The sequence below is a fragment of the Bradyrhizobium sp. SZCCHNRI1009 genome (assembly GCF_032487575.1).
In the GTDB taxonomy this organism is placed as follows: Bacteria; Pseudomonadota; Alphaproteobacteria; order Rhizobiales; family Xanthobacteraceae; genus Bradyrhizobium.
In genome coordinates this window covers 51319-77449 of record NZ_JAUEUL010000014.1, presented here as the reverse complement: position 1 = coordinate 77449, position 26131 = coordinate 51319, and the positions used below count along the sequence as shown (strand labels likewise).

General features: G+C 66.1%; 24 protein-coding genes and 1 tRNA gene. 12 read left to right on the top strand and 13 right to left on the bottom strand.

Features of this window, described 5'->3' with window-relative positions; translation table 11 throughout:
* Position 1 precedes the first annotated feature (1 nt).
* From QX010_RS22755 to QX010_RS22735, 5 genes are all read right to left on the bottom strand, one after another.
* Positions 2-403: an SRPBCC family protein gene (locus QX010_RS22755; RefSeq protein WP_316181989.1), complete on the bottom strand. Its 402-nt coding sequence runs from the start codon at positions 401-403 to the stop codon at positions 2-4.
* Positions 404-413: 10 nt separating this feature from the next.
* Positions 414-773 carry a VOC family protein gene (locus QX010_RS22750; protein WP_316181987.1) on the bottom strand — a complete coding sequence of 120 codons (360 nt, stop codon included), beginning with the start codon at positions 771-773 and terminating at the stop codon, positions 414-416.
* A 52-nt stretch (positions 774-825) separates the two neighbouring features.
* A complete protein-coding gene (locus QX010_RS22745; protein ID WP_315801582.1) occupies positions 826-1665 on the bottom strand; it encodes an AraC family transcriptional regulator in 840 nt (279 codons plus the stop codon).
* Positions 1666-1741: 76 nt separating this feature from the next.
* Positions 1742-2314: a methylated-DNA--[protein]-cysteine S-methyltransferase gene (locus QX010_RS22740; RefSeq protein WP_316181985.1), complete on the bottom strand. Its 573-nt coding sequence runs from the start codon at positions 2312-2314 to the stop codon at positions 1742-1744.
* 170 nt (positions 2315-2484) lie between these two features.
* Positions 2485-2913 (bottom strand): SPW repeat protein, encoded by a 429-nt coding sequence (locus QX010_RS22735; RefSeq protein WP_316182070.1) that lies wholly within the window; start codon positions 2911-2913, stop codon positions 2485-2487.
* Between the two features lie 215 nt (positions 2914-3128).
* Between QX010_RS22735 and QX010_RS22730 the strand changes: the two genes are divergently transcribed.
* Together QX010_RS22730 and QX010_RS22725 are read left to right on the top strand one after the other, a co-directional pair.
* Positions 3129-3202, top strand: a tRNA-Gly gene (locus tag QX010_RS22730).
* A gap of 617 nt (positions 3203-3819) precedes the next feature.
* Positions 3820-7200, top strand: coding sequence for a hypothetical protein (locus QX010_RS22725; protein WP_316181984.1), 3381 nt, complete (start codon positions 3820-3822; stop codon positions 7198-7200).
* Positions 7201-7311: 111 nt separating this feature from the next.
* Here QX010_RS22725 and QX010_RS22720 read toward each other — a convergent pair whose 3' ends face one another.
* Positions 7312-9180: an AMP-dependent synthetase/ligase gene (locus QX010_RS22720; RefSeq protein WP_316181983.1), complete on the bottom strand. Its 1869-nt coding sequence runs from the start codon at positions 9178-9180 to the stop codon at positions 7312-7314.
* Between the two features lie 174 nt (positions 9181-9354).
* Positions 9355-9720 carry a nuclear transport factor 2 family protein gene (locus tag QX010_RS22715; RefSeq protein WP_316181981.1) on the bottom strand — a complete coding sequence of 122 codons (366 nt, stop codon included), beginning with the start codon at positions 9718-9720 and terminating at the stop codon, positions 9355-9357.
* Positions 9721-9885: 165 nt separating this feature from the next.
* On the opposite strand from QX010_RS22715, the gene QX010_RS22710 reads away from it, so the two are divergent.
* The 6 genes from QX010_RS22710 to QX010_RS22685 all read left to right on the top strand — a co-directional run bounded on the left by QX010_RS22710 (position 9886) and on the right by QX010_RS22685 (position 15238).
* A complete protein-coding gene (locus QX010_RS22710) occupies positions 9886-10245 on the top strand; it encodes a hypothetical protein (RefSeq protein WP_315801576.1) in 360 nt (119 codons plus the stop codon).
* Between the two features lie 706 nt (positions 10246-10951).
* On the top strand, positions 10952-11476 hold the full coding sequence (locus tag QX010_RS22705) for a hypothetical protein (RefSeq protein WP_316181980.1): 525 nt from the start codon (positions 10952-10954) through the stop codon (positions 11474-11476).
* A 159-nt stretch (positions 11477-11635) separates the two neighbouring features.
* Entirely contained in the window at positions 11636-11788 is a 153-nt protein-coding gene (locus tag QX010_RS22700; protein ID WP_315801574.1) for a hypothetical protein, read from the top strand.
* Between the two features lie 21 nt (positions 11789-11809).
* Positions 11810-12403 (top strand): SCO family protein, encoded by a 594-nt coding sequence (locus QX010_RS22695; RefSeq protein ID WP_315801573.1) that lies wholly within the window; start codon positions 11810-11812, stop codon positions 12401-12403.
* 98 nt (positions 12404-12501) lie between these two features.
* Complete coding sequence (locus QX010_RS22690; RefSeq protein WP_316181978.1) at positions 12502-13407, top strand: transporter substrate-binding domain-containing protein; 906 nt, start codon at positions 12502-12504, stop codon at positions 13405-13407.
* 184 nt (positions 13408-13591) lie between these two features.
* Entirely contained in the window at positions 13592-15238 is a 1647-nt protein-coding gene (locus QX010_RS22685) for a lysine--tRNA ligase (RefSeq protein WP_316181976.1), read from the top strand.
* A gap of 191 nt (positions 15239-15429) precedes the next feature.
* Here QX010_RS22685 and QX010_RS22680 read toward each other — a convergent pair whose 3' ends face one another.
* Complete coding sequence (locus QX010_RS22680; protein WP_315801570.1) at positions 15430-16191, bottom strand: carbonic anhydrase family protein; 762 nt, start codon at positions 16189-16191, stop codon at positions 15430-15432.
* 254 nt (positions 16192-16445) lie between these two features.
* Here QX010_RS22680 and QX010_RS22675 point away from each other — a divergent pair, with 254 nt between their 5' ends.
* Together QX010_RS22675 and QX010_RS22670 are read left to right on the top strand one after the other, a co-directional pair.
* The gene (locus tag QX010_RS22675) at positions 16446-16790 is read left to right on the top strand and encodes a DUF952 domain-containing protein (protein ID WP_315801569.1); all 345 of its coding nucleotides are present in this window, start codon (positions 16446-16448) and stop codon (positions 16788-16790) included.
* Positions 16787-17881 (top strand): quinone-dependent dihydroorotate dehydrogenase, encoded by a 1095-nt coding sequence (locus QX010_RS22670; protein ID WP_316181974.1) that lies wholly within the window; start codon positions 16787-16789, stop codon positions 17879-17881. Before QX010_RS22675 ends, QX010_RS22670 begins: the two co-directional genes overlap by 4 nt.
* A 110-nt stretch (positions 17882-17991) precedes the next feature.
* On the opposite strand, the gene QX010_RS22665 is transcribed toward QX010_RS22670, so the two are convergent.
* The 5 genes from QX010_RS22665 to QX010_RS22645 form a co-directional block, all read right to left on the bottom strand.
* The gene (locus tag QX010_RS22665) at positions 17992-19278 is read right to left on the bottom strand and encodes an MATE family efflux transporter (RefSeq protein WP_316182068.1); all 1287 of its coding nucleotides are present in this window, start codon (positions 19276-19278) and stop codon (positions 17992-17994) included.
* A gap of 107 nt (positions 19279-19385) precedes the next feature.
* A complete protein-coding gene (locus QX010_RS22660) occupies positions 19386-20120 on the bottom strand; it encodes an MBL fold metallo-hydrolase (protein WP_315801567.1) in 735 nt (244 codons plus the stop codon).
* A gap of 13 nt (positions 20121-20133) precedes the next feature.
* On the bottom strand, positions 20134-20442 hold the full coding sequence (locus QX010_RS22655; RefSeq protein ID WP_315801566.1) for a DUF6460 domain-containing protein: 309 nt from the start codon (positions 20440-20442) through the stop codon (positions 20134-20136).
* A gap of 318 nt (positions 20443-20760) precedes the next feature.
* Positions 20761-22647: an ATP-dependent DNA ligase gene (locus QX010_RS22650; RefSeq protein WP_316181972.1), complete on the bottom strand. Its 1887-nt coding sequence runs from the start codon at positions 22645-22647 to the stop codon at positions 20761-20763.
* Entirely contained in the window at positions 22644-23681 is a 1038-nt protein-coding gene (locus QX010_RS22645) for a ligase-associated DNA damage response exonuclease (RefSeq protein ID WP_410051977.1), read from the bottom strand. The genes QX010_RS22650 and QX010_RS22645 overlap by 4 nt, the downstream gene beginning before the upstream one ends.
* A 121-nt stretch (positions 23682-23802) precedes the next feature.
* Between QX010_RS22645 and QX010_RS22640 the strand changes: the two genes are divergently transcribed.
* Positions 23803-24729, top strand: a complete 927-nt coding sequence (locus tag QX010_RS22640) for a class I SAM-dependent DNA methyltransferase (protein ID WP_315801563.1) — start codon at positions 23803-23805, stop codon at positions 24727-24729.
* 108 nt (positions 24730-24837) lie between these two features.
* Positions 24838-26067 carry an ABC transporter substrate-binding protein gene (locus QX010_RS22635; RefSeq protein WP_316181968.1) on the top strand — a complete coding sequence of 410 codons (1230 nt, stop codon included), beginning with the start codon at positions 24838-24840 and terminating at the stop codon, positions 26065-26067.
* Positions 26068-26131: the final 64 nt, after the last annotated feature.

The window sequence follows — 26131 nt, the reverse complement described above, 5'->3', positions numbered from 1 at the left end:
GCTATCCGCGCAGCCTGCCCAACGTGTCCTGCATCGCGCGCGCGCCGAGCTCCATCTGCTGCTCGATATAGGGCGCGATCTCGTGCGGCAGCACGTCGGTGGTCCAGATCACCCGGCAGCGCTCCTCGCCTTCCGCGATGATCTGAAACGACGCACTGTGCTGGCTGATGCGTTCGTTCCTGATGGCGTAGACGAGGCGCCGGCGCCGATCGTTGCAGTCGACCAGCTGCTCGCGCACCACGCTGCCGTTGGCGAAGCTGACAATGCGGACGTCTCCGTCGAGCCTGGTGCCGGTCACGAAGCCGCGCGCCACCCTGGTATGAACGGCGCCGAAATCGCGCACTGCGTCCCACACTGCACCGGCCGGGGCCGCGATCGGAATGTCCTTCTGGATGGATGCCATGACGCTGACCTCACGGACATACGGCTTCGACGTTGTTGCCGTCGGGATCGATCAGGAAGGCGGCGTAATAGGTCGGGCTGTAGTCCGTGCGCGGCCCGGCGCCGCCATTGTCGCCGCCTCCTGCCTTCAAACCCTCGCTGTGGAATCTGGCGACCGCCGCGTGGTCCTGGGCGCGGAACGCGATATGCGCGGTGCCTTTGCTGGCGCCCTTGTCGAGATACAGCCACAGCGCCGGCTGCCCCTTCGGGCCGATGCCCGCCGACGCCTCGTCCTTGGAGCAGAGGATGTGGCCGAGCGGCGCCAGCGCGGCGGTGTAGAAGCGGACGCTGGCGTCGAGATTGCCGACCCTGAGGCCGATATGATCGTACATCGATGATCTCCATGCTTCGCATGCGGCTGCCGCACGCGCCGGGATCATCCAATCAATGGCGGCTCAGACGGTCTTGGAGAATCTTGCGCTCGCCGCGCGAGGCCTTGCGAAACTTCGCCGGCGACACGCCGGCAGCGCGCGAGAAGGTGCGGGTGAAATTCGACAGATCGGCAAAGCCCGAATCGTAGGCGATGGCGGTGACCGGCGTATCCTCCTCGCTGAGGCGCCGCGCGGCGTGCCGCAGGCGGGAGCGGATCAGATATTGATGCGGCGTCACGCCGATCGTAGCGGCGAACATCCGGAGGAAATGAAACGGGCTGACGCCGGCCTCGCCTGCCGCAGCCGCCAGGTCGATGTCATCATGCGCATTGTCGTCGATCCACAACGCGCTCTCGACCGCGCGCCGTCGGTCGCGAGGGCCTGGTGTCGCGGCGCGCGCCTGCTGGCCCGTGGCGGTCGCGACGAAGCGGCTGGCGATGATATGGCCAATCTCGTCGAGGCCCAGGGTCTGCTCGCGCGCGGCGACGGCCTCCGCGAGCTCAGCGAGGACCATGAGCTCCGGCAGCGGCGGCATCGCGCCGGCCCGCCAGGCCTGCCTGTCGCCGCCGATCTCGTCGATCAGCGCATCGTCGAAGAAGAACGACAGGCATTCGTCGCCGCAGACGTGGTCGTGCGTACACATGAACTCATCGCCGGGATGCCCGACCAGCAGCGCGCCGGTGACCAGCTCGAAGACGCGGCCGCGGTGCCGACAGCCGAAGCTGCCCTTGCGCACATAGGACAGCGAGTAGCCGGCATACTGCTCGACATAGGGACGCTCGCCCGGCATCGCTGCACAGCGGAACTCGGACACGGTGACGTCACGGCTTTCGAACAGGATGGTGGCGGTCATCCTGCAAATCTAGCGCATTGCGGAGGAAAGTGGAGGGCGATGCGCGAGATAATATCGCGCGACGCGAGGCGTCCGCTTACGACGCGCGCGGCCGGTCGACGGCGAGAAACGCGTCGAACAGCGTCAGGCCGGCATGAGGCCGTGCGCCTTCGAGCGACAGCAGCCGACGCTTGGAGACGATGCCGCTGTTGGGCGACGGCTTGTCGAGGCCGTTGCCGATGTCGCGGACGCGATGGCAAGGGACGATCAGGACGAACGTATTCTTGGTCAGTGCCTGCGCGATCGAGTTCAGCGCCTTGGGCACGTGCAGTTCGTCTGCGATCGCGTCGGCGGTGCGCGTCTCGCCGCGCGGAATCGCGCGAATGTAATCGTAGACGCGCTGGTTGAAGGGCGTGACGCCGTCGAGGTCGAGCGCAACGTCGGAGAAGTCGACCTCCTGCCCGCGCAGCATGGCCGCGATGCCTTCGATGGCGAGTTCAGTATTCGAACACGGGCGCTGCTCCCGTGCGTCGGGAAACTGGCGAAACAGGCGCCGCCGCGTCTCGATTTCCCGCGCTTCCGGCAATTGTACGCCGGTGATTCCGGCATCGCTCCATGCAATGCCGCAACGGCCGAGGGCCGTATCAAAGATCGTATACCCACGCCCCATGACGCCACCCCAACCCCACGCACATCATATCATCGTCACGATCGCCCGCATCAACTTTGTTTACAAAGTGTTAACAGCGCGGCGTGACGGGGGCGGGTTTGCCCTGATTTGGGTGATGGTTGTCAAGCGTTGCGTTGCGATCTCTGTTGTCGCAGGCGAGACGCGATCGATCAGAGCTCAGACGAGCGGCTCACCATTCCGGTGCGATCGCCAGCAAAATCAGGATCATGCGCGAGCCACAGCTCGAGGAGGCTTAGGAAGGTCACGGCGATCCCGACCGTGATGCTGACATGCATCGCCGATGTATACGCGAACCCGAGCAGCCACGGCGCTGCAATCAGCCATACGCCAAGCGCAACCTTCAGCCACTCCTCCCAATCGGCGTACGCCACGAGGCCGCCGAACGAGAGCGCGACGACGGCAGCTCCCGCCAGCTCAGCATCGATCCGGCCGGCGCTGCGCGCGAAGCCGAACAGCGCGGGCGCGAAGGCCAGGAACAGGCCGCAACCGAGCGTGTAGAGGTCGAGCGCCGACGGGCCCGACATGAAGGCGAGGGTTTTCGAGGGGGCGGTCGGAGACTTGTGGCCATGGCTCTGCATGATGTGAACTCCCAGCACACGGCGCGGCGACGCGAGCGCCGGCTCCAATGGCAAGGCGAGATCGCCCAATCTGTTCCCGAGACTTGCGGTTGCGACCGATCACGATCGGGCGATCCGGCCATCGCAGACCTTTCGCGTTCGCCGTCTGGGCCCGCGGATCGCGCGGCAACAAGCCGCTTGGCGAAACGCATCGTGTCGGCTAAGCATTGGCGAGCGCGGGCGTAGTTCAATGGTAGAACGGCAGCTTCCCAAGCTGCATACGAGGGTTCGATTCCCTTCGCCCGCTCCAAGCTCCGCATTGGATGCCGACAATGCGAAGGTGAATTGTCCACCGCTTCCGATAGCGCCGGATAAGACGAGTACGCGGTCTATGCTGCGCGATGAGGTGCAGCTGCGGCGTCAGGACGGTATGCGTTGCGCGCGCCCGGTGGAGGGCGGACCTCCCCTGCCGCTCCGCACTTTCGCTGCAAATCGATCAGGACCGCGCGGTCTCGAACCTGACACCAACCCGACGTTCGCGGGAGATCGTGAAGATGGGCGTCGCGGCAGGTGCAGATCTTTTGGCTGTCGCGATCGACTGACGGGCAGGGACCGTGCGCGCGCCGGAGCGTCGTTGCGGCCCTGGCTTCCTCAACCTGCGCGGCTGACGACACGGCGGCCGGCCGGAGGAGCGGTTCTGAAGATCGTCCGGTTGCCAAGATGCAGCTGGGACATGATCACGCCTCTCATCCTCGAAAAACTGCCATCGAATACACCTTTAAGGTGTATTTCAATTGACTAGAAATTCCTGATGGCACAAGTTTCACGTGTATGTATTTTCATTACAATCATAGATCAAGCCCAATCATGGATTGTTAAGGGGCCGGATCGGCCCCGACATCTTCGTTTCGGCAAGGGGAACGTCCAGTGGCAGAGCAGCCTGTCTCATCGACGGGAGTCGATAACTATTCCCGATACGGCGACTATCTTTCCGCGCAGATGCAGTCCAACCGCAGCTTCGGTTACGGTCTGTTCATTTGCAGGATGCAGGCGGCACCAGGTCCCGTCTGCTCGGCATTCTGGCTCTACTCCAACGCGCCCTCGGCGGCGCAATCGCCCGACGTAGCGCAGAACTGGAATTGGAACGAGGTCGATTTCGAGTTCGTCCCCTTCACCCAGGCGACCCAGGCGGCCTACGCCACCTTCGCGGGCGGGCTGCCAAAACCGAATGACCTGCAAACCTTCGGCGCAACCGTCGCTCTGGGAGATCCGCGTTCGCAGACACTCGATCCGGCCGCGACCTCTTGGACACTCGGCTTCACGCGGACCGATGAGGCCATCGCGCAGCAGATGTGGGCCTACTACAATACGTGGATGGGCGCGCCGGGCGCTCCGCCCAGCGGCGGAACGTTCGTCCTGGAGGACGGCACGACTGGCGCCAAGACCGGTGATCTTGCTTACAATATCAGTTCCGGCGACCTGCAGACAGCGCTCAACAAACTCAACAGCGGCACCGGCTTGTTCGGCGCAGGGCCGGTCACGGTCACCGTCGCGGCGTCGGGCGGTTCGGGAAACATCAACAGCGGCCAGCTCAATCAGATCGATATCACCACGGTTGGCCTGATCGGACAGCTTTCGGGCGGCGAGGCGGTCTCCGCCGTGGGTAATCCCGGTCTCCTTCCCGAAGGGACCTTCATCACCGAGGTCGACCAATCGACGTCGATCGTCACGCTGAGCCAGGCCGCCAGCGCGCCCGTATCAGGCCAGACCTTCCAGTTCACCCCCATGAACGTTTGGTCGGTTGGCCTCGCCGGTAGCCAGTCAGTCAAAGACGTGCTGATCATCGATACAAGTGATCTGACGCCGAAGGGCACGCTCGGAAGCGTGATCGCCGGCCTCAGCGGTCCCGGTGGCAACGAGGAGACCGCATTCAATGTCTCCGTCTTCCAACCCCTGCACGCGCCGGCGCGCGGGTCGACCTGGTGGGAGTTGCTCGTCGACCAGACCGGGCCCAATTTGATCTGGCCTGACGCGACGACCTGGAAATATCCGCTGACGTCGCTCGCGGCTCCATCCGACCTCGACATGACCAATGCCGTGGCGCTCAACTACTGGCGGAGCCCTGCCGGCCAAGCCTCGAATACCGTCGATTTCACCGGATGGCCCGACGTCACGCACACCGGAATACTCCGGGTGAGCCCCATACCCGGCACGAGCGATCCGAACTCCTTCACCTCGGCGGTGCTCAACAACGAGGCGTATCTGTTCGACACGTCTGGAAACTTCGCGCCTTACAGCGAGTTTCATACGTACACCATCGCGTGGACGCCGACGCGTGTGGCGCAGTACATCGACGCGCCGAACGGCGGCCGCGACATCTCCAATGCCACCCCGGTCGCGGTGTTCGACCGCACTGATTTCCCGTCTGTCGCCAAGTCCGGACCACAGGCGCCGGGCGCGGAGATCCCGTGGATCACCAGCGAAATGAACATGCCGGTGGGGAACGTCACGATAAATCTCGCCAACTACGTCGCCTTCATGGCTGCCGGTGCGGGACCAAACCCTCCGGTCGAGACGACAGGCAGCCTCACCGCAAATTCGACGGCCGTCACCGTTTCCGATCCATCGGGGATTTTCGCCAGCCAAGTCGTCTCCGGGGCGGGAGTGCCGGCGGGAGCGACGGTGACGGGCGTCAACGGAAGTATTGTGACGATGAGCCTCGCCGCCACGACGAGCGGCACGGGGGTCCCGCTGCAATTCGTGCCGACCGCCACGGTCACGACGACAGGCGACCTCGCGACCGGATCGCCGACGATCTCCAACATCGCTGCGGCGCAGGGAATCTTCGTCGGCCAGCAGGTCTCGGGGGCAGGAGTCCCGGAGGGGACGACGGTGACAGGCGTCGCGCCGCCCGATGTGATCATGAGCGCCAACGCCAGCGCGAGCAGTTCGGGAGCGCCGCTGACCTTCACCACATTGTTCGACGCGACGACGACCGGCGATCTGACCCAAGGTTCGACGATCATCACCAATGTCGCCAATCCCTCGATTGCCCTCCCGGGCCAGTCCGTCTCCGGTCAAGGGATACAGAATGGGACGAGCGTGGTCAGCGTCAACGACACCATGGTCACGCTGACCCAGGCCGCCGCCGCGAGCGGGACGGGTGTCGCGCTGACGTTTGCCACGATGCAGTCCGGCGTCGGGTGGTCGGGTCCCCCTCCCGGTTCTGACTTCACCAACGTGGCGGCCTTCGTGCAGACGATCGGCTGGTACCCGCTCATCCCTTTCAAGTCCGGCAAGGACACGTCGGATTTCGACCTGCAGAGCGACGATGCCCTGTGGCTCGATTTCTCCGACGGAACGTGGACTGCGAGCGATTTCGCGACCGACTTCTTGAAATATTTCGGCATCCTCTACGCGCAGGACTTCACCAGCGCGGGCGGCGCCGGCTCGGCTCCGCTGCGCGATTCGAAGAGCCCTCTCGCCGTATCGTGGGTGGGGGGGCCCAACGGCACTGGCGCCATGCAACTCGCCTGTGCATCGTCGGTGGCCGATCCGGCACGCAATTTCTTCGTCCTGCTCCCGAGCCAGGAAAGTCCGGGCGTGTTGGGCCCCGGCAATCCTCTCGTGCGCGCCGTGGTTCAGTCGACCGGGATCACTTTGAGCGCCAACGCGACCCAAAATGGCGACGCGTTGCTGACCTTCACCAGCACGACCACAGGCGATCTGTTCGAAGGAATAACGGCGATCTTCAACGTCGCAGACCCGTCGCTCGTCCAGATCGGTCAGTCCGTATCCGGACAGGGAATCGCGACCGGCACCGTGGTAACCGACGTCAATGCATCGGCCGTCACCATCAATTGGCCTCCGACGTCTTCCGGCACGGCGGTCGCGGTGACCTTCGTCAGCACGACGACCGCGACGCTGATCCAAGACGAGGCCGCCGTCACCCTCGCTGACCCCTCGTGCGTCGTTGCGGGCCAAGCGGTCACCGGGACAGGAGTGCCGGCGGGCACGACCGTGGCGCGTGCGAGACAATACTACGCCGCAACCAGCTCGGTCGGCACGCCCACCGCGTTCTACGCGCCGCCGGCGAATACGAGCATCGAGCTCTTCGTAGGCGTCTGGACCAGTTCGGCCAGCTACTTCCCCCAAGCGACGGTCCAGCCGTACTACACCGCCGAGATCATTGCTTCGACCAGTGCGGAGGGGGCGGTGTCGTGGGCGATCAAATCAGATCCGAAAGGGGCCCTGACCATCGATCCGAGCAACCCGTTCCGCATCGCCGTCGCAGCGCCTTCCGGGTAATCGGATCGCTGGCGGTTTCGGCCAGGCAAGGCTCGCCGAGGCCGGCGCACGGACCTCGCCGGCGTGCCCTCGCCAGCATGCCCTCGGCGCGAAACCAGGGATGCGAGCGGGTCAGCCGCGGGCTGAGCCTGAAACGGCAGTCTGTGGCGCCACCCGCTTCGCATAGATCGCCTCGATCTCCGTCGCGAAAGCACGCTCGATCGCCGGGCGCTTGTTCTTCAAGGTCGGCGTGATCAGGCCTTCCTGTATGGTCCACGGCTCCAAGGTCCAATGCACGGCTTTCGGCGTCGCGTAGGAGGGATAGGCCTTCACGGCGCGGGCGATGTGCCGCAGCAGCGATGCCGCCTCGGCCTCGGTGCCGCGCTGGCCGTGCGCCGCGAGCCGCGCCTGCTGCTCGGCCCAGCCCTTGGCATTGAGCACGACGATCGCGGCCAGGAACGGCCGGTTCTCGCCGATCACGATTGCCTGCTCGAACAGCGGATCGGTCAGGATCGCGGTCTCGAGATCGGCAGGCGCGATCTTCTCGCCGGTCGAGGTGACGAGGATGTCCTTGATCCGACCGGTGATGGTGATGCGTCCCGCATCGATGCGGGCCTGGTCGCCGGTGTGCAGCCAGCCGTCCGCTTCCTTGATCCGCGCGGTTTCCTCCGGCCGGCGCCAGTAGCCGAGCATCACGTTCGGGCCGCGCACCATCAGTTCGTCATTGTCGCCGATGCGCACCTCGATGCCGGGCAGGGCGCGACCGACGGTGCGCGGGTCGTTGTCGTCGGGCGTGTTGACGCTGACGACGGGCGAGGTCTCGGTCATGCCGTAGCCCTGCAGCACCTCGAGCCCGAGCGCCAGGAACAGCCGCACCACCGGCTCGGCGATCGGCGCGCCGCCGCTGACGGCGACCCGCAGCCGTCCGCCGAACCGGGCCAGCACCTTGGCGGCGACCAGGCGCTGCAGCAGCGGCCACGCGATACGGTCGAACGCTGACAGGCTCGTTTCGCGCCCATGCTGCGCATCGAAGCGACGGCCGCCGATCGCGATCGTCAGGTCGAGCAGCGCCCGTTTGAGCGGGTTTGCGGTCCCGCGATGATGCATGACCAGCGAGTAGATGCGCTCATAGATGCGCGGCACCGAGATCAGGATGGTCGGACGGACCTCCACCAGATCTTCGGACAATTGTTTCACCGACCGCGCATAGGCGACGCAGGCGCCGATGGCGATCGGGTAATAATAGCCCGCGGTGCGCTCGAACGTGTGCGACAGCGGCAGGAACGACAGGAACACGTCGTCGGTGTCGGCCGCGAGCCGTTGATGAATCGCCTTGAGGTTGGAGACGACGTTGTCGTGCGACAGCATCACGCCCTTGGGCCGGCCCGTCGTGCCGGAGGTGTAGACGATGGCGGCGAGGTCGTGCGGCGCGATGGCGGCCTGGGCGCCGGAAGGCGCGGCGTTGCCGGCTGCGTTCAACCACGCGTCCAGATCGACGAGGCGCGGATCGCCGGTCGGGCCAGCCGGTTGTCGGTCGGCGCAGATGATGCGCCGCAGCTCTGGCAGGGCCTCGCGGACCGCCGCGATCTCCTCCCAGCGGGCGTCCGAATCGACCAGCAGCAGCCGGGCGCCGGAATCGGCGAGGATGTAGGCGATGCTGTCGGCGTTATCGACGGCGTGCATCGGCACCGGCACCAGGCCGAGCGACAGCGCCGCCTGGTCCATCGCGAGATGCGCGATCCCGTTCGGCATCAGGATGGCGATACGCTCGCCCCGGTCGAAGCCCTCGGCCGCAAGCGCCCGCCGCCAGCGGGCGACGACGAGATCGATCTCGCGCCAGCTGAAGCTCGCCCATCGGCCGCCTCGCGCGTCGAAATGGCGGTAGGCCGGCTTGTCCGGGCTCTGTGCGACGCGCCAGCGCCAAAGCTCGGGCAGGGTGGTGATGGCGGCCAGCGTGCCGGCCGCCATGGCGTGATCATCGATGGGATTTGATTGCTGCACGCCCGTCTCCGGCGATCCTGGACTCCGTTGCGAGCAGAAGCTCTGCAGCGGCGGATCGCGTCCGACGTTGACGTAGCGCAATCATCGCAAGGCAGGTCGCGCATCCGCGCATGGGAGCCCGGCCATCGCGGCAGGCCGGCACCGCAACGGACGCCGGACCGGTCGGAGCGTCCATCAGGCGCCCTGCGGGACCTTGTCGAGAAATCCGGTGACGCGCTGGATGCGGCCGTCGGCCAGCTCGACGAAATCCGTGCCCTGGATCGGGGCTTCCGCATTCTCGGGGCCGAGCTCCCAGGAAAATCGCAGATGAGGACCGTGGCCGTCCGCAGCGCCGACCAGGCGAAAGCGGAAGTCGGGAAAGCGCTGCTGCACGCCCGCGACCAGGCCATCCACCGCGTCGCGTCCTTCGCCGCGCATCATCGGGTCGACGTAGAGCGCATCCTTGGTCCAGTTGCGCGCGAGCAAGGTGCCGCGCTGCGCGGCGTCGCGTTCGTTCCACAGCGCGATGTAGCTCTCGGCGATCTCGGTCGGGTTGGTCATCGGTGCTCTCCATGTTGTGAACGATGAGGAGCCCATCATCGCGCCCGGCGCGCAGCGAATCGATTACGTCGAACGTCATCTCATCCGGAATGACAGAACTGTAAGTTGCCGCCTGTTTGCGCGAGGCCTACGTCTCGCGCGGCAGCGGTGCGGGGAATGCGTCTCATGATGTCCGACACTTGGAAGTGGATTGCCGTCGCGATCTGCCTGGTGCTGTTCACGGCGGATACCGTGCTCAAGCCGCAGGACAAGCCCAATCGCATGGTCTTCTTCGAGCTGCATCGCGGTGAGAGCCCGACGATGATCGGCATGATGCGCGACGACCTCGTCAAGCTGCCGGGACGCGGCGCCAGCCGCATCCGCGATGCGCTGGCGCGTGGCGAGACGTTAACGGTCTGGCAATATGAATTAAAAAAGATTGAAGACGGCAGCTATCAGGAGGTGCCGGAGCGGCAGATCGAGCTCGGCGCCGCCGATGCGCCGCTCGTCACCTTCGGTGCGCGGATTCGGCTGCCCGATAATTAGTTCGATCCGCCGGGGCCGTGAGCGTCGGGAGGCCGATCGTCTCCCGGCTGCTGGCGCGGTGTCGGCGCGACCTCGCTTCATCTCCTCCCGATCAGACGGCGCGGTGCCGCCTGACCCCAACCGCAGTCATTGCGGCGCAGGGCCAGGAGCGGACGGCACAAACTTGTGATTGCGTCGACGGCCTCTCCTGACGTCGTCGCATGACGCCATGCCCGCGCGAGCCCTCACCCGCCATCGGGACCGCACCAGCGCCGCTGGGCCGGCGATCCGCGGGATTCGCCTCCCGCCCTGATTGGGGTGTGTCGTGCGAAAGCGCGGCCCCCGGGTTTCTCCGGAGTGCCGGTCGTGCCGCCGTGACGCCGCTGCCGCGCCGATGGGCGAATCATGCCGGGCCTCCGCCTTGCTCGTGGCGCGACCGCCATGTCCGGAACCAGCGTTCGGCCATTTTCGGTGGTAGCGACTCATTGGTGCAGCGGGCTTGCAACACTCGCGGTGAATTTGGCTTTGGTCGCTGCGCTCTCCTGGACAAAAACACGATCTCGAAACACGCTGCATGTGCGATTTGGATTTGGCCTTCGCGTTCCGGTTCTGCGGATGGGGTCGTGATTGCAAGGTCCACCGCAGTCCAAGCATCACAAGAAGCGCATCACACGAAGCGTGCCAAAGTCGGTCAGATCGGTTTCGCCGGGTTGCACTGGGGCTCGACATGAAATTCTGGACGGGATTGCTTGCGGTCGTTCTGTTGCTGTCGGGGGTCGGCGCCAGCCAGGCCGTGGTCCGGATCGCCGATGACCGCGGCGGCCGGATCGGAACCTATGTCGACAGGTACCAGGGCCTGCGATCTTCCGGGGAGTACGTGATCATCGACGGGCTCTGCGCATCGGCCTGCACCATCGTGCTCGGCGCCATCCCGCACGAGAAGATCTGCGTCACCTCGCATGCCAATCTCGGTTTCCACGCCGCCTGGGATTTCGGCGCCAACGGCCGGGCCGTCACCAATCCCGAGGCGACCCAGATGCTTTACTCGATGTACCCGTCGCCGATCCGCCGCTGGATCACCCAGCGCGGCGGCCTGACGCCCCGGATGATCTTCCTGAAGGGCAAGGAGCTGCAGGCGATGTACAAGCCCTGCTACATGGATGCCCAGGCATCCTCGCCCTCGTCCTCGCATGTCGCTCCCAATGCGCCGGCCATCTCTCCGGCCGCGGCCAAGGCCTCCGCCTCCCATTGATAACGGCTGGCATTTGGGCTGATCGGCCTCCCGACTGCGGCGCTTGCCTGGACCGGTTGCGGGGCTTATCTGGAGTCTGAGGGGCGGGCCGCGTGGTCGGCTCCGGCCGATGAGTACGCCATCATGCAGCCTCTTTCAGCGCCGCAAGAGATACCGTCCGTGTCGCAAGCCCGGCGTCCCGCCGCTGTGCCGGCCATCGCGGCGGGGCTCGCGGCGATCGGGCTCGTCCTCGGGGCCGTGACGATGTGGGCGCAGTACGGGACCGCGGTGTTCTTCGAGACCCTCGCGGCCGGCTTGCAGGCCTGCTTCTGAGAGACAGTGAAGGAGCGCGCAATGCCGTCCAATATCACCCGTCCGCTGGTGATCGTCGGAGCCTTCGCCGCCAGCCTGGTGATCGGGCTGTCGCTGATGTTCCTCGTCATGGGCGGCGGACGCAACATCGCGGCGCCGGCGGCGATCGGCGGCCCGTTCCAGTTGACCGACCAGAGCGGTGCGGTCGTCACCGAGAAGAGCCTGGAGGGGCGGCCGACCCTGATCTTCTTCGGCTTCACCCATTGCCCTGACGTCTGCCCGACCTCGCTGTTCGAGATCTCCGAGGTGCTGCGCGCGATGGGCAAGGATGCCGACAGCGTCAACGCCTATTTCGTCTCGGTCGACCCGGAGCGCGACAATCCGGCCGCGATGAAGGATTACCTCTCGAGCTTCGACCCGCATCTCAAGGGCCTGACGGGCGATCCCGAGGTGCTGGCGAAGGTTCTCACCGAATACCGCGTCTATGCCAAGAAGGTTCCGCTGAAGGACGGCGACTACACCATGGACCACACTGCTTTGGTGTATCTGATGGACCGCAATGGCCGGTTCGTCGCGCCGTTCAACCTGAAGCGGACGCCCGAGGAAGCTGCGGCGGATCTCAAGAAATACCTCTGAGCGCGTTAACGCTCCAGCCGGGCGGCTGCCTCCCGGCCGAATCCAGCCTCGAATTTGCGCTGGGATGCTTTATAAGGCGGTGACCATCGGGACCGCTGATGCCGACCGTCTTGTCAAAGCCCGTGAAATCGACCCGTCTCGCCCGCGCCGCCGCTGGCGCGTTGCTGTGCTTCGGCCTCGCCGCGGCCGGTTCCGAGGTGCGCGCGCAAGCGCCGGTGAGGCCGGTCGTCGAGGCGGCGCCGCAGGCCGTCCCTGGTTTCTGGGATCCGCGCCGCCGGCCGGAGCGGCCCGATCTGTCGCGCCTCACCGTGATTCGGTTCCTGACCGAGACCGACTATCCGCCGTTCAACTTCACCGGCCCGGACGGCAATCCGGCCGGCTTCAACGTCGATCTTGCCAGGGCGATCTGCGACGAGATCAAGGTCACCTGCACCGTCCAGATGCGCCGGTTCGAAACCCTGCTCGACGCGCTGTCGTCCAACCGGGGCGATGCGATCATCGCCTCGATCGCGGTGACGCCGCAGATGCGGGCGCGGGCCGACTTCTCCGATCCGTATTACCGCGCGCCCGCGCGTTTCGTGTCCCGCCGCGACGCCGTCATGACCGAGATCCGCCCCGAATTTCTCGAGGGCAAGAAGATCGGTGCCGTCGCCGGCACCGCGCACGAGGCCTACCTCAAGGCGATGTTCACCGACGCCGAGATCAAGACCTATCCGAACGACGAGGCGCTGCGGCAGGCGCTGCGCCGCTCTGAGGTCGACCTGATCTTCGGTGACGGCATCTCGCTGGCGTTCTGGGTCAATGGCACCGATTCCGGCGATTGCTGCGCCTTTTCCGGTGGACCTTTCGTCGAAAGCCGTTATTTCGGCGAGGGCGTCGGCATCGCCGTGCGCAAGGGCAACGACCTCCTGCGCCAGGCGCTGAACTGGGCGCTGTTCCGGGTCTGGGAAAAAGGCCGCTACACCGATCTGTGGCTGCGCTACTTCTCGATCAGCCCGTTCTAGAGTTTCACCTGCCGGGTGGGCGAAGGCGTCATGCGCCCGGCCCGCCGTCGCTGCGCATCCACCGTCATTGCGAGGAGCGGAGCGACGAAGCAATCCAGAAGCCTTGTGACGGCTGGATCGCTTCGCTTCGCTCGCGATGACGCCCTGTGTTAGTTTTCTGCTCCTTCGAAACCGGTACTTCAAGATGTCCACGATCGATCTCGTCCCGACCAGCCCGAGCGACCTGCGCGCGCTTGCCGAAAACTCCAACGCCTGGCCGTTCGAGCAGGCGAAGGCGATCGTCAACCGGCTGAAGAAGACCCCGAAGGACGAGGTGCTGTTCGAGACCGGCTACGGCCCGTCCGGCCTGCCGCACATCGGCACCTTCGGCGAGGTCGCGCGCACCACCATGGTGCGCCACGCCTTCCGCGTGCTGACCGAGGACAAGATCAAGACCCGCCTGATCGCGTTCTCCGACGACATGGACGGCCTGCGCAAGGTGCCGGACAACGTGCCGAACAAGGAGATGCTGGCCATGCATCTCGGCAAGCCGCTGTCGCGCATCCCCGATCCGTTCTCCAACGAGTATCCCTCGTTCGCCGCGCACAACAATGCCCGGCTGCGCGCCTTCCTCGACCGGTTCGGCTTCGACTACGAATTCGCCTCCTCGACCGAGTACTACACCTCCGGCAAGTTCGATGCGGCGCTGTTGCGCATGCTGGAGCGGCTGGAGAAGGTGATGGCGATCATGCTGCCGTCCCTGCGCGAGGAGCGCGCGGCGAGCTACTCGCCGTTCCTCCCCATTTGCCCGCGCACCGGGCTGGTGCTGTACGTGCCGATCGTCGAGCACGACGCCAAGGCTGGTACGATCTCCTATGACGATCCCGAGACCAAGGAGCGGATGACCGTTCCGGTCACCGGCGGCCATTGCAAGCTGCAATGGAAGCCGGACTGGGCGATGCGCTGGCACGCGCTCGGCGTCGACTATGAAATGGCCGGCAAGGACCTGATCGATTCGGTGAAGCTGTCGGGCAAGATCTGCGCGGCGCTCGGCGGCACGCCGCCGGAGGGCTTCAACTACGAGCTGTTCCTCGACGAGAAGGGCCAGAAGATCTCGAAGTCGAAGGGCAACGGCCTGACCATCGATGAGTGGCTGCGCTATGCCTCGCCGGAATCGCTGTCGCTGTTCATGTATCGCGAGCCCAAGGCAGCGAAGCGGCTGTATTTCGACGTCATCCCGCGCAACGTCGATGATTACCAGCAGTTCCTCGAGGGCTTCTCCAGGCAGGACGCCAAGCAGCAGCTCGGCAATCCGGTCTGGCACATCCATTCCGGCAAGCCGCCGAAGGCCGACATGCCCGTCACCTTCCAACTGCTGCTGACCTTGGTGTCGTCGTCGAACGCCGAGAATGCCGAGACCCTATGGGGCTTCATCGGCCGCTACCGGCCAGGCGTGACGCCGCAAACCCATCCCAAGCTCGATGCGATGGTCGGCTACGCGATCAACTACTATCGCGACTTCGTCGCGCCCACCAAGACGTTCCGCGAGCCGACCGAGGGCGAGCGCGTGGCGCTGCAGGATCTGCGCGACGCGTTGTCGAACCTGCCGGCGGAGGCGACGGCCGAGGACATCCAGAACGTGGTCTACGAGATCGGCCGCCGCGAGCCGTTCCTCGACCACGCCAAGAAGGGCAAGGACGGCCGCCCGGGCGTGTCGCTCGACTGGTTCAACATGCTCTACCAGGTGCTGCTCGGCCAGGAGAAGGGCCCGCGCTTCGGCTCCTTCGTCGCGGTCTACGGCCTGAACAATGCGGTGGCGATGATCGACGGGGCATTGGCACGCAGCGCGTAAGGCCAACGCTGGTCATGACACAAAAGGTGTCGTCCCGGCCTTGAGCCGGGACCTATAGCCACCGGCCAACATGTGGCGGAGGGTCTCCGCCATCTTCTCAACCAATCAGGATTCCGCGGTATGGGTTCCGCTTTCGCCGGGACGACGGCGGAATGCGCGGCGGCGCTTTCCACCGCCGCGCGGCGAGCGAACTACACCCCTTGCAGCACGAAGCGGCGGTCGAGCTTCTGCACCGGGCGGGCGTTCATCGGATACAGTTTGGCGAATTTCGCCACGTCGGCTTCCGCGACCGAGACCGGCTCGCTCAGCAGCAGCCATTCGACCACCTCCGAGCAGGGCGGCGTCGTCAGCGAGCCGGCATAGCGATAATAGGAGCGGCGCGCTGGCAGCATCATGTGGGGATTGATGCGCGGATCAGCCTTGACCGCGGGACCCTCCTTGTCCGGCATCGTCGCGACGATCTGCGCGAAGGCGGCGTTGGGGCGGCCGGTGGTCATGAGCACGCCGAGGACGGCGAGGCCGCCGGAGGCGGCGCGATGCACGAAATGCGCCTCCATCGGATAGTTCTTGCCGCCGATCTGGTGCTCGCTCGGACGATGGAAATGCACCTGCAGCAGCTTGTAGGTGGTGCCCTCGAGCTTCATGGTGCTGCTGCCATCGGCGAAGTTGAGCTGGATGGTGTGGCCGTTGTTGACGATGGTGTCGGCGGTCCTGGCCCAGTTCAGCCTGAAGTCGGGCAGCTGGGCCCGAGTCGAGTGCTCGATGTCGATGGGCGATTGCTGGGTGCCGACGCCGCAGACCTTGTTGGCCGCGTCGAGATCACCCCATTTGGCCGGTCCGGTCGCGCCCTCATAGCTCCAGTGCGGGGCGCCCTCGGCGGCGAAGCCCGGGGTGGCGCAGACGGGGCACAGGGCGAGCCCCGCCAGGGCCTTCAAGACGTGGCGGCGGTCCATGACAATCTCCAAAGGTTCAAGCGTGGGCATGATCGGCTGCAAATCGCGCGCAACAGGAAAGCCGAATCAGGTTAACTCTTGCTGAGGAACCGGTTGCACCCTCGCGAATTCGCGGTCGCTCAGATACAGCCTGAGCGGGTCGGCCGCCGAACTGTCCCGGGCAAACGATGCTTGAGTTCGCCGCCCCCTGCCGATACGGTCGGCCGCTCCCGAAAACATCAGCAAACTCAAGCTCAAGCCAGGACCGCGCGAAGGTGCCCAAAATCTACAAAATCTGCTCAGCTTCGGCCTGGCGCGAGGCGGAGCGGCTGGGCGTGTACCGCGGCAGCGCGGACGATCTGCGCGACGGGTTCATCCATTTTTCGACCGCCTCCCAGGTGCCGGAGACGGCGCGGAAGCACTTCTCGGGGCAGAGCGCGCTGTTCCTGGTCGAGGTCGAGGCGGATGCGCTGGGGGCAGGCTTACGCTGGGAGCGCTCGCGCAACGACGAGCTGTTCCCGCATTTGTATGGCGAGCTCGATCTCGGCGCCGTGACCGCCGTTCACCAGATGCACAGCCGTGCCGATGGCGGCCACGACCTTCCGGAATTGAAGCCGTGATCCGCGCTTTCGACCAGCTCTCGCTGCCGCTGCTCCGATGGCTCGACGCCGAGGATGCGCACCGGCTCGCCATCCAGGGCCTGAAGCTGCTGCCGGCGATCAAGCCGCGACCGGATGATGCCAAGCTCGCGGTGCGCGCCTTCGGGCTGAACTTCCCTAACCCGGTCGGCATGGCCGCCGGCTTCGACAAGAACGCCGAGGTGCCGGACGCGCTGCTGCGGCTCGGCTTCGGCTTCGTCGAGATTGGCTCGGTGACCCCTCGGCCGCAGAGCGGCAATCCGCGCCCGCGGCTGTTCCGGCTGGAGCGCGACGAGGCGGTCATCAACCGCATGGGCTTCAACAATGACGGCGCCGAGATCGTGCTGCGCCGGCTGGCCGGCCGCGCTCATCAGGGCGGCATCGTCGGCGTCAATGTCGGGGCCAACAAGGATTCGGCCGACCGCGTCGCCGACTATGTCCGGCTGATCGAGACCTTCGCGCCAGTGGCGAGCTATTTCACCGTCAACATCTCCTCGCCCAACACGCCGGGCCTGCGCAATCTCCAGCAGGCCTCGCAGCTCGACGATCTGCTGTCCAAGGTGCTCGAGGCGCGCGACCGTATCAGGCGGAAATCCGGTGACACCCCGGTTCTGCTCAAGATCGCCCCCGATCTCAGCCTGGCCGAGCTCGACGACGTCGTCCACGTCGCCCGATCGCGCGGCGTCGACGGCATGATCGTGTCGAACACGACGCTCGCCCGGCCGAGCTCGCTGCGCGAGCAGTTGCGCGCCAGGGAGCAGGGCGGCCTGTCCGGGCGGCCGCTGTTCCGGCTGTCGACCCGCATGGTGGCCGAGACCTTCGTGCGCGTCGAAGGCGCGTTCCCGCTGATCGGCGTCGGCGGCATCGACACCGGCGGCGCCGCGCTGACCAAGATCCGCGCCGGCGCCAGCCTGATCCAGCTGTATTCCTCGCTGGTCTACAAGGGCCTCGGCCTGGTCGAGAGCATCAAGGCCGACCTGACCTCGACCCTGCTGCGCACGGGACGCGATTCGCTGTCGGAGATCGTGGGCGCCGATGCCGCCACGATCACCGCCGAGGATTGGCCGGTCTAGCGCGCGGTCTATCGTCGACAAAGAATGTAGGGTGGGCAAAGCACAGCGTGCCCACCCTTTGCACGTCAAGGAAGGCGGCGGGCACGCTGCGCTTCGCCGCCCTACGACCCTCATGATTTCCCGAACGACGCCCGCAACAGCGCCGGATAGCGCGCGGCCTGGAAGCCGCCGCGCGCCGCGTAGAAGCTCAGCATCGCGATCCACAGGCCCGTATTGCCGAAGCCGCGCAGCGCCAGCCAGGTGCCGAGGAAGACGACCAGCGCCGCCACCATGAGGTTGCGCATGTCCCGCGCCCAGGTGGCGCCGATATAGACGCCGTCGAATGCAAAGGCGAACACCGACAGCAGCGGCGACGCCACCACGAACGGCAGGTAGTCGCGCGCCGCACGGCGCACGGCATCGCTTGCCGTCATCACGTCGATCAGCACCGGCCCGAACAGCGCGAAGATCGCGGCCACCGCGAGCGCGAAGCCGAAGCCCCAGGTCAGCACCAGCCTCGTGGCGCCGGCGAAGGCGTCCTTGTTGCGCGCGCCGAACGCGTAGCCGCAGAGCTGCTCGGCGGCATTGGCGAGCCCGTCGAGGAAGAAGGCGGCCACCAGCAGGAAATTGTTCAGCACCGCGTTTGCGGCGAGCGTCGTGTCGCCGGCGCGCGCGCCTTGCGAGGTGAAGAACAGGAAGGCCACGATCATCGCCGCGGTGCGGATCATGATGTCGCGGTTGACGGCCATCATGTGCATCAGCTTGGCGCGGTCGAGCAGCGCCGCACGCGACATCCGGGCGTCGGCCTTGACCAATCGGCGCGCCAGCACGAGGCCGATCGCGACACCGACCGTTTCCGCGATCACGGCGGCGATCGCCGCGCCGGCGATGCCGGCCTGCAGCACTTGGACGAACAGGATGGTCGCGGCCATGTTGATCAGGTTGATCGCGACCTGAACGCCCAAGGCCAGCCGCGCACGCGCCAGTCCGACCAGCCAGCCGAGCAGCACGTAGTTGGCGAGCGCCAGCGGCGCCGACCAGATCCGGACGATGAAATAGCTGCGGGCCGCGCTCAGCACGGCGTCGCTGCCGCCCATGATGTCGAAGATGATCGCGCCCAGCGGCAGTTGCAGCGCGATCAGGCTGACGCCGATCAGCGCGGCCAGCACGAGGCCGCGGACCAGGACCATCAGGATCTCGTCGGTCTCGCCGGCGCCGAGCGATTGCGCAGTGAAGGCGAGCGTGCTGGCGCGGAGGAACGCGAACAGCCAGAACAGGCAGTCGAAGATCACCGAGGCCATGGCGACGCCGCCGAGCATGGCCGCTTCACCGAGCCTGCCGATCGCCGTGGTCGAGACGATGCCGATCAGCGGCGTGGTCAGATTGGCGATCATCGCGGGGCCCGCGATGTCGAACACCTGCGCAGTCGTGACTTTGGCTGAAGCGGTCAAGAACGGCTCTTTGATTGGCGAAACGCGCGACACGCGCGTCTCTGCCGTTCTTAGCGGCCTTTCGCGTCTCCCGGCTAGAGGTCGATGCTCATGCCGTCATGCGCGGCCACGTGGTCGATGCGGTCCAGCCGGCCCAGCATGTCGTCGCTCATATGGGTGAGCACCAGCCGCTTCGGCCTGATAGCATCGAGATGCGCCTCCAGCGTCGCGAGGCTGAGATGGTTCTTCACCGCCTTGTCGTAGGTATAGGCCTCGGCGATCAGCAGGTCGGCGTCGCGGCCGAGCGGGATCAGGCTGTCGGTCCATTCGGTGTCGGCGGTATAGGCGACGACCTTGCCTTCCGCCTCGATGCGGTAGCCGAGAAACGGCCCTCCGGAGTTGCCGTGCACCACCGCAAACGGCGTCACGCTGATGTCACCGAAGCGCATCGTCTCCTCGGGCACCAGCTCGATCACCGACAGCTCGAAATTGCGCGGCGTCGTCGACGAATGCTCGAACAGCGCTTCCATCACCTGCGTCAGCCGCGCCGCGATGCCGGCGGGGCCGGCGATCACCAGCGGCGTCGTTCGCCGTGAGAACTGCGCATCGAGCAGCAGGAACGGCAGGCCGGCGAAATGATCGCCATGGAAATGCGTGATCAGGATCAGTTCGATCGCGTTGCAGGCGATGCCGAGCCGCTTCAGCGCCGGCAGCGACGAGGCGCCGCAGTCGATCAGCAGGTTGGTGCGCTGGCCGGTCAGATGGAAGCAGGTGTTGGACCTGCCGCCCGATCCGAACGCGTCGCCGCAGCCGACGAAGCGGAGCTGCATCGGCTGCGGCTCTCTATCGGCCGCGCGGGGCGAACAGCCGCGACAGGAACCAGATCGGGATCACGATCACGGCGCCGAGCAGGAAGTAGCGCCAGAGCCAGTTGAAGGCGTCGAAACCGAGCTCGTACAGCCGGATGAACAGCAGCCGGATGCTGTGCAGGATGTTCAGCGGATCGAAGCCGATGGCCGACAGCACCACGCCGACCAGGATCGACAGCAGCACCAGCCGGAACGCGACCGACAGCGGCGAGCCGCCGAGAAAACGGTACAGGCCATCCGAGCTGCGGGCGCGGGCCGGATAGTCCCTGACGTCGTTCGACATGGCATCGTCTCCAGGCGGGTTCGTCGGATTCGCGAGCCCGATTATAAAGCACGGCAGGGCAGGTGGGGAACCCGGCTCAGCGCCGCAAGCCGGTTGCCGGCATTTAATGTTCCTCCGCGCTGCCGGACATTTGCGGATCGCCGCGCATTTCAATGCTGTCATGGCCGGGCTTGACCCGGCCATCCATCTTTCGAGTGAGGATGGATGCCCGGGCCTTCGCCGTGCCGAAGCGGCTACGGCCGCGCAGGCGGGTCAAGCCCGGGCATGACGAGTCCCCTATTGTCAGGCCATTTTGGGGTCTAGACACGCGAGACGCTGTCACGCCAGCGCCTCGCTCTTCAGCAGGCGCTCCAGCGTCTCCAGCCGGTCGGCGTCGCGCGGCGGCTTGTCCCAGCGCAGCCGGCTGATGCGCGGAAAGCGCATCGCGATGCCGGATTTGTGCCGCGGCGAGCGCTGCAGGCCCTCGAACGCCACTTCGAGCACAAGGCCCTGCTCGGGCTCGTGCACGACATGCCGCACGGGACCGAACTTCTCGGTGGTGTTGCGGCGGACGAAGCGGTCGATCTGCAGGAGCTCCTCGTCGGTGAAGCCGAAATAGGCCTTGCCGACGGGGACGAGCTGATCGCCGCCGTCTCCTGCCGTCCAGACGCCGAACGTGTAGTCGGAGTAATAGGACGAGCGCTTGCCATGGCCGCGCTGCGCATACATCAGCACGGCATCGATGATGTGCGGATCGTGCTTCCACTTCCACCATTGCCCCTTGGGACGGCCGGGCAGATACAGCGCGTCCCGCCGCTTCAGCATCATGCCTTCGACCGCCTCGGCATCGTCGCCGGCACCGGCCGAGGCGGGATTGGCACGCGCAGCCTTCAGCTCGTCCCAGGTCGCGAACGCAATCGTCGGCGACAGGTCGACGCGCGGGTCATCCAGACGCCGGATGAACGCTTCGAGCCGCTTGCGCCGCTGTTCGAACGGCAGCTCGCGCAGATCGTGCTCCTCATCGCCGAGCAGGTCGTAGGCGCGCAGGTGGATCGGATACTCCTTCATCAGCTTCGGCGACACCGTCTTGCGGTTCAGCCGCTGCTGCAGCACGTTGAAGCTCTGCACGCGACGGTCGCGCACCACCAGCAGCTCCCCGTCGAGCGCGCCGGGCAGATGCAGCGAGGGCAGCAGGTCCGGGAAGCTTGCCGTGATGTCCTCGCCGCTGCGCGAATACAGCCGCGTGACGACGCGGCCATCGGCCTCGCGGCCGCTCACTGCCTGCACGCGGATGCCGTCCCATTTCCATTCCGCGATGTAGTCGGCTGCCTTCATGTTGGCGAAGTCGTCGTCGTCGACGGCATGCGCCAGCATCACCGGCCGGAACGGCGCGGGATCGCGATTGACCGGCTTGTCGCCGCGGCCTTCCAGCCAGGCGAACAGGTCGAGATAGGGCGGCGCGAGGCCCGGCCAGATCAGCTCGACCTCGTGCGGGTCCTTGTCGCCGAGGGCGGCGGCCGCGGTCTTGGCGAGGCGCGCGGAGATGCCGATGCGCAACGCGCCGGTGACGAGCTTCAGCAGTGCCCAGCGCCCGGTCTCGTCGAGCTCGTCCAGCCAACGCTCGAGCTGCCGTGGCATCTCGGTCTTGCCGAGGGTGCGCAGGGTGGTCACGACCTCGGTGAGCGTTGGCGGGGGCGGGTTGTTGTGGCCCGCTGCGTGAGATCCGGGTGCGGGCGCTTCAGCGAAACCGCCCGTGTGGGACCCCCCTCCCTGACCCTCCCCCACAAGGGGGGAGGGAACGGAGAGAGTGGTGCTCGGAGGGGCAAGAGCACTTTTCGAGCTACTGTTCGCTATCGAACGAGATGCAAGCTCCGAGTGCCACTCGGCTCCCTCCCCCCTTGTGGGGGAGGGCTGGGGAGGGGGGTACCCGGAAACGAGCTGCTCATTAGGAGCGTCCTTCGGCCACATCAGCGCAACGGTCTCCGAGAGATCGCCGACATAGTCATACGACAGCGCGAACAGCACCGGGTCGGTGCGCGCGGCGATCAGGTCGCGGATCAACGCCGGCTTGGCGTGCTTGAACGACAGCGCGCCGGTCAGCGCTGATAGCGCGTAGCCGCGATCGGGGTCCCCGACCTCGCGGAAATACGCCGTCAGCAGCCGCAGCTTGTTGTTGCGGCCGGGCTCGTAGGCGAGGCGGTCGAGCAGCTCGGCGAAGCGGTTCATGCCTCGGCGTCCTCCGTCGCCGCCACTTCGCTCTCCTCCTCGTCGCCGTAGCCGACCAGGTCGAGCGGCCGCGCGGCAAGCCCGCGCGACTGGCACCAATGCACCAGCGCGTCCTCCTGGCCATGGGTGACCCACACTTCGCTTGCGCCGGTCGCCGCGATCGTCGCGGTCAGCCCGGCCCAGTCGGCATGGTCAGAAATCACCAGCGGCAGCTCGATGCCGCGCTGCCGGGCCCTGGCGCGCACCCGCATCCAGCCCGAGGCGAAGGCGGTGACGGGATCGGGAAAGCGCCGGGTCCACAGGTTGGAGGTCGCGCTCGGTGGCGCAAGCGTGATGGTGCCGGCAAGCTCGGCCTTCTTGACGCCCTTCACAGGCCGCAGCTCGCCCAGTGCGATGCCCTTTTCCTGATAGTAGCGCGTGATCTTCTCCATCGCGCCATGCAGGTAGATCGGCCGATCATAGCCGGCCTCGCGGATCAGCGCGATCACGCGCTGCGCCTTGCCGAGCGAATACGCGCCGACCAGATGCGCGCGCTCGGGAAACAGCGCCACCGAGGCCAGCAGCTTGTTGACCTCCAGCGCCGCGTCGCCGTGACGGAAGACGGGCAAGCCGAACGTGGCCTCGGTGATGAAGACGTCGCATTGCACGAGCTCGAACGGCGTACAGGTCGGATCGCGCGCATCCTTGTAGTCGCCGGAGGCGACGATGCAGGTCCCGCCGCGGGACACTTTGATCTGCGCCGAGCCCAGCACATGGCCCGCCGGGTGGAAGCTCACGGTGACGTCGCCGAGCCTGATCTCCTCGCCATAGCCGATCGGCTGCGTGTTGCCGGCAAAATTCTCGCCATAGCGCAGCCGCATGATGTCCAGCGTCTCCTGCGTCGCCAGCACGGCGCCGTGGCCGGCACGGGCATGATCGGAATGGCCGTGGGTGATCAGCGCCCGCTCGACCGGGCGCACGGGATCGATATGAAAGCCGCCGGACTTGCAGCACAGGCCGGACGGAACGGGCAACAGAATGTCTTGCGGGCGCATCAAGTTCATATAGGGCTCGTCAGCCGGATTTTCAGTCTGTCCCATTCCCGGCCGGGATGCGCGGGCTTGACCCGCGCATCCATCTCCTGGAATGACAGCCCGCCCAGACCACGGTTCCAGCATGCCCCACCGTTTCTTCCTCTCCTCCGGCGACCTGATCGCCGACCGCCGCTACGAGTTCGCCCGCGACCTGCAATTGAAGGGCGATCTGGCCGCGGCCGCGGAGGTGATGGAGCAGGCCATCGAGGTCGCGCCGAACTTCGCCTCGGCGTGGTTCGAGCTCGGCCAGATCAGGATTGCGCTCGGCGAAACCGACAAGGCGGTCGCCGCGTTCCAGAACGCCCGGGGCGCCGATCCGGATGACCGCCATGGCGCCGGCGTGCGGCTGATGCAGCTCGGTGCCGCGCCGCTGTCGGATATGCCGAAGGCCTATGTGCAGTCGCTGTTCGACCAATACGCGCCGCGCTTCGAGTCCGAGCTGATCGAGCGGCTCAACTACCGGGCGCCGAACATCCTGTTCAAGGCCGTGCTCGCGGTGCGCGCGGCCGAGCGCAAGCCGGCCTACTTCAAGCGCGCGATCGATCTCGGCTGCGGCACCGGGCTGGGCGCGGCGGCGTTCGCCAAGAATGTCGACAGCATCATCGGGATCGACCTGTCGGCCGGCATGATCGCGGAAGCGCGCGCCACCGGGCTCTATGCCGGGCTCGAGGTCGACGATATGACCGCAGGGCTGGCGCGCCAGGACGATGCGTCTGCGGATCTCATTCTTGCTGCCGATGCGATGGTCTATGTCGGCGACCTCGGCCCGGTGTTGCGCGAGGCGCAACGTGTGCTGATGCCGGGGGGGCTGCTGACCTTCACCGTCGAGACCCATGACGGCGACGGTGTCATCATGGGCAAGGGGCTGCGCTATGCCCATGGCGCGGAATATGTCCGTGGCGTGATTGCGGCCGCGGGATTGAAGCTGGCCCATCTCGCGCCGGCGTCGCCGCGGACCGAGGAGCAATTGCCGGTGCGCGGCCTGGCCGTGGTCGCCACCAGGACTTGAGTCTACACGCTATTGAATGCGCTGCACGCGGCGTCCAATGCGGCAACTTCGCTCTTGCCGCAGCTCTCCCGATGCCAAAAAATGCCGGCAGTCCAGGGAGAGACAAAAATGAAAAAACATCTGACGCGGCGCGATTTCTGCGCCACCGCGCTTGCGACCATCGGCGCCTCGACGATCGCGTCGCCCTATGTCTGGGCCGCCGAGAAGAAGTATGACGCCGGCGCCAGCGATACCGAGATCAGGATCGGCCAGACCATTCCGCATTCCGGCCCGGGTTCGCTGTATGGCGTGCTCGGCCGTGTCGGCGAGGCCTATTTCCAGATGCTGAACGAGCAGGGCGGCATCAACGGGCGCAAGGTCAAGTTCCTGACGATGGACGATGCCTATAGCGCGCCTAAATGCGTCGAGGCGACCCGGCGGCTGGTCGAGCAGGACGAGGTGCTGGCGCTGTACGGCTCGCTCGGCACCGCGCCGCAGACCGCCGTGCACAAATATCTCAACTCCAAGGGGGTGCCGCAGCTCCTGCTCAACACCGGCGCCTCGAAGTGGAACGACCCCAAGAACTACAAATGGACCATGGCCGGCCTGCCGCTTTATCCGACGGAGGCGCGCATCCTCGCCAAGCATGTGCTGAGCGTGAAGCCGGAAGCCAAGATCGGCATCCTCTATCAGAACGACGATTTCGGCCGCGATTTCCTGGGACCGTTCAAGAAGGTGCTGGCCGATGCCGGCGGCAAGGCGCAGGTGATCATGGAGCAGACCTATGATCTCACCGAGCCGACGGTGGACTCCCAGCTCATCAACCTGTCGAAGTCCGGCGCCGACGTGTTCTACAACATCACCACCGGCAAGGCGACGTCGCAGTCGATCCGCAAGGTGGCCGAGCTCGGCTGGAAGCCGCTGCAGCTGTTGTCGGCCGGCTCGACCGGCCGCTCGATTCTCTCGGCCGCCGGACTCGAGAATGCCAAGGACATCGTCGCCATCCGATATTCCAAGGATGCCGGCGTGCCGCAATGGAAGGACGACCCGGACGTCAAGGGTTTCGAGGCGCTGCGCGCCAAGTACCTGCCCAACATCGATCCCGACAACACCATCGCCTATGCCGGCTACGGCCAGGCGGTGTCGATGGGCGAGATCCTGCGCCGCTGCGGCGACACGCTGACCCGCGAGAACGTGCTCAAGCACGCCACGACGCTCGCGGGCTTCCACTCGCCGTTCTTCCTCGATGGCGTCAACTACGCCTACACGCCGGACGACTACACGCCGATGAAGACGCTCTACATCTCGATCTTCGACGGCAAGGATTGGAGCATCTCCGAGAAGCCGATGACAGAGTAGGGATTTTCTCTCCATCGGATGATGACACCGGAGCTGTGGCCGCACTCTCCGGTGTCGTGCCGGC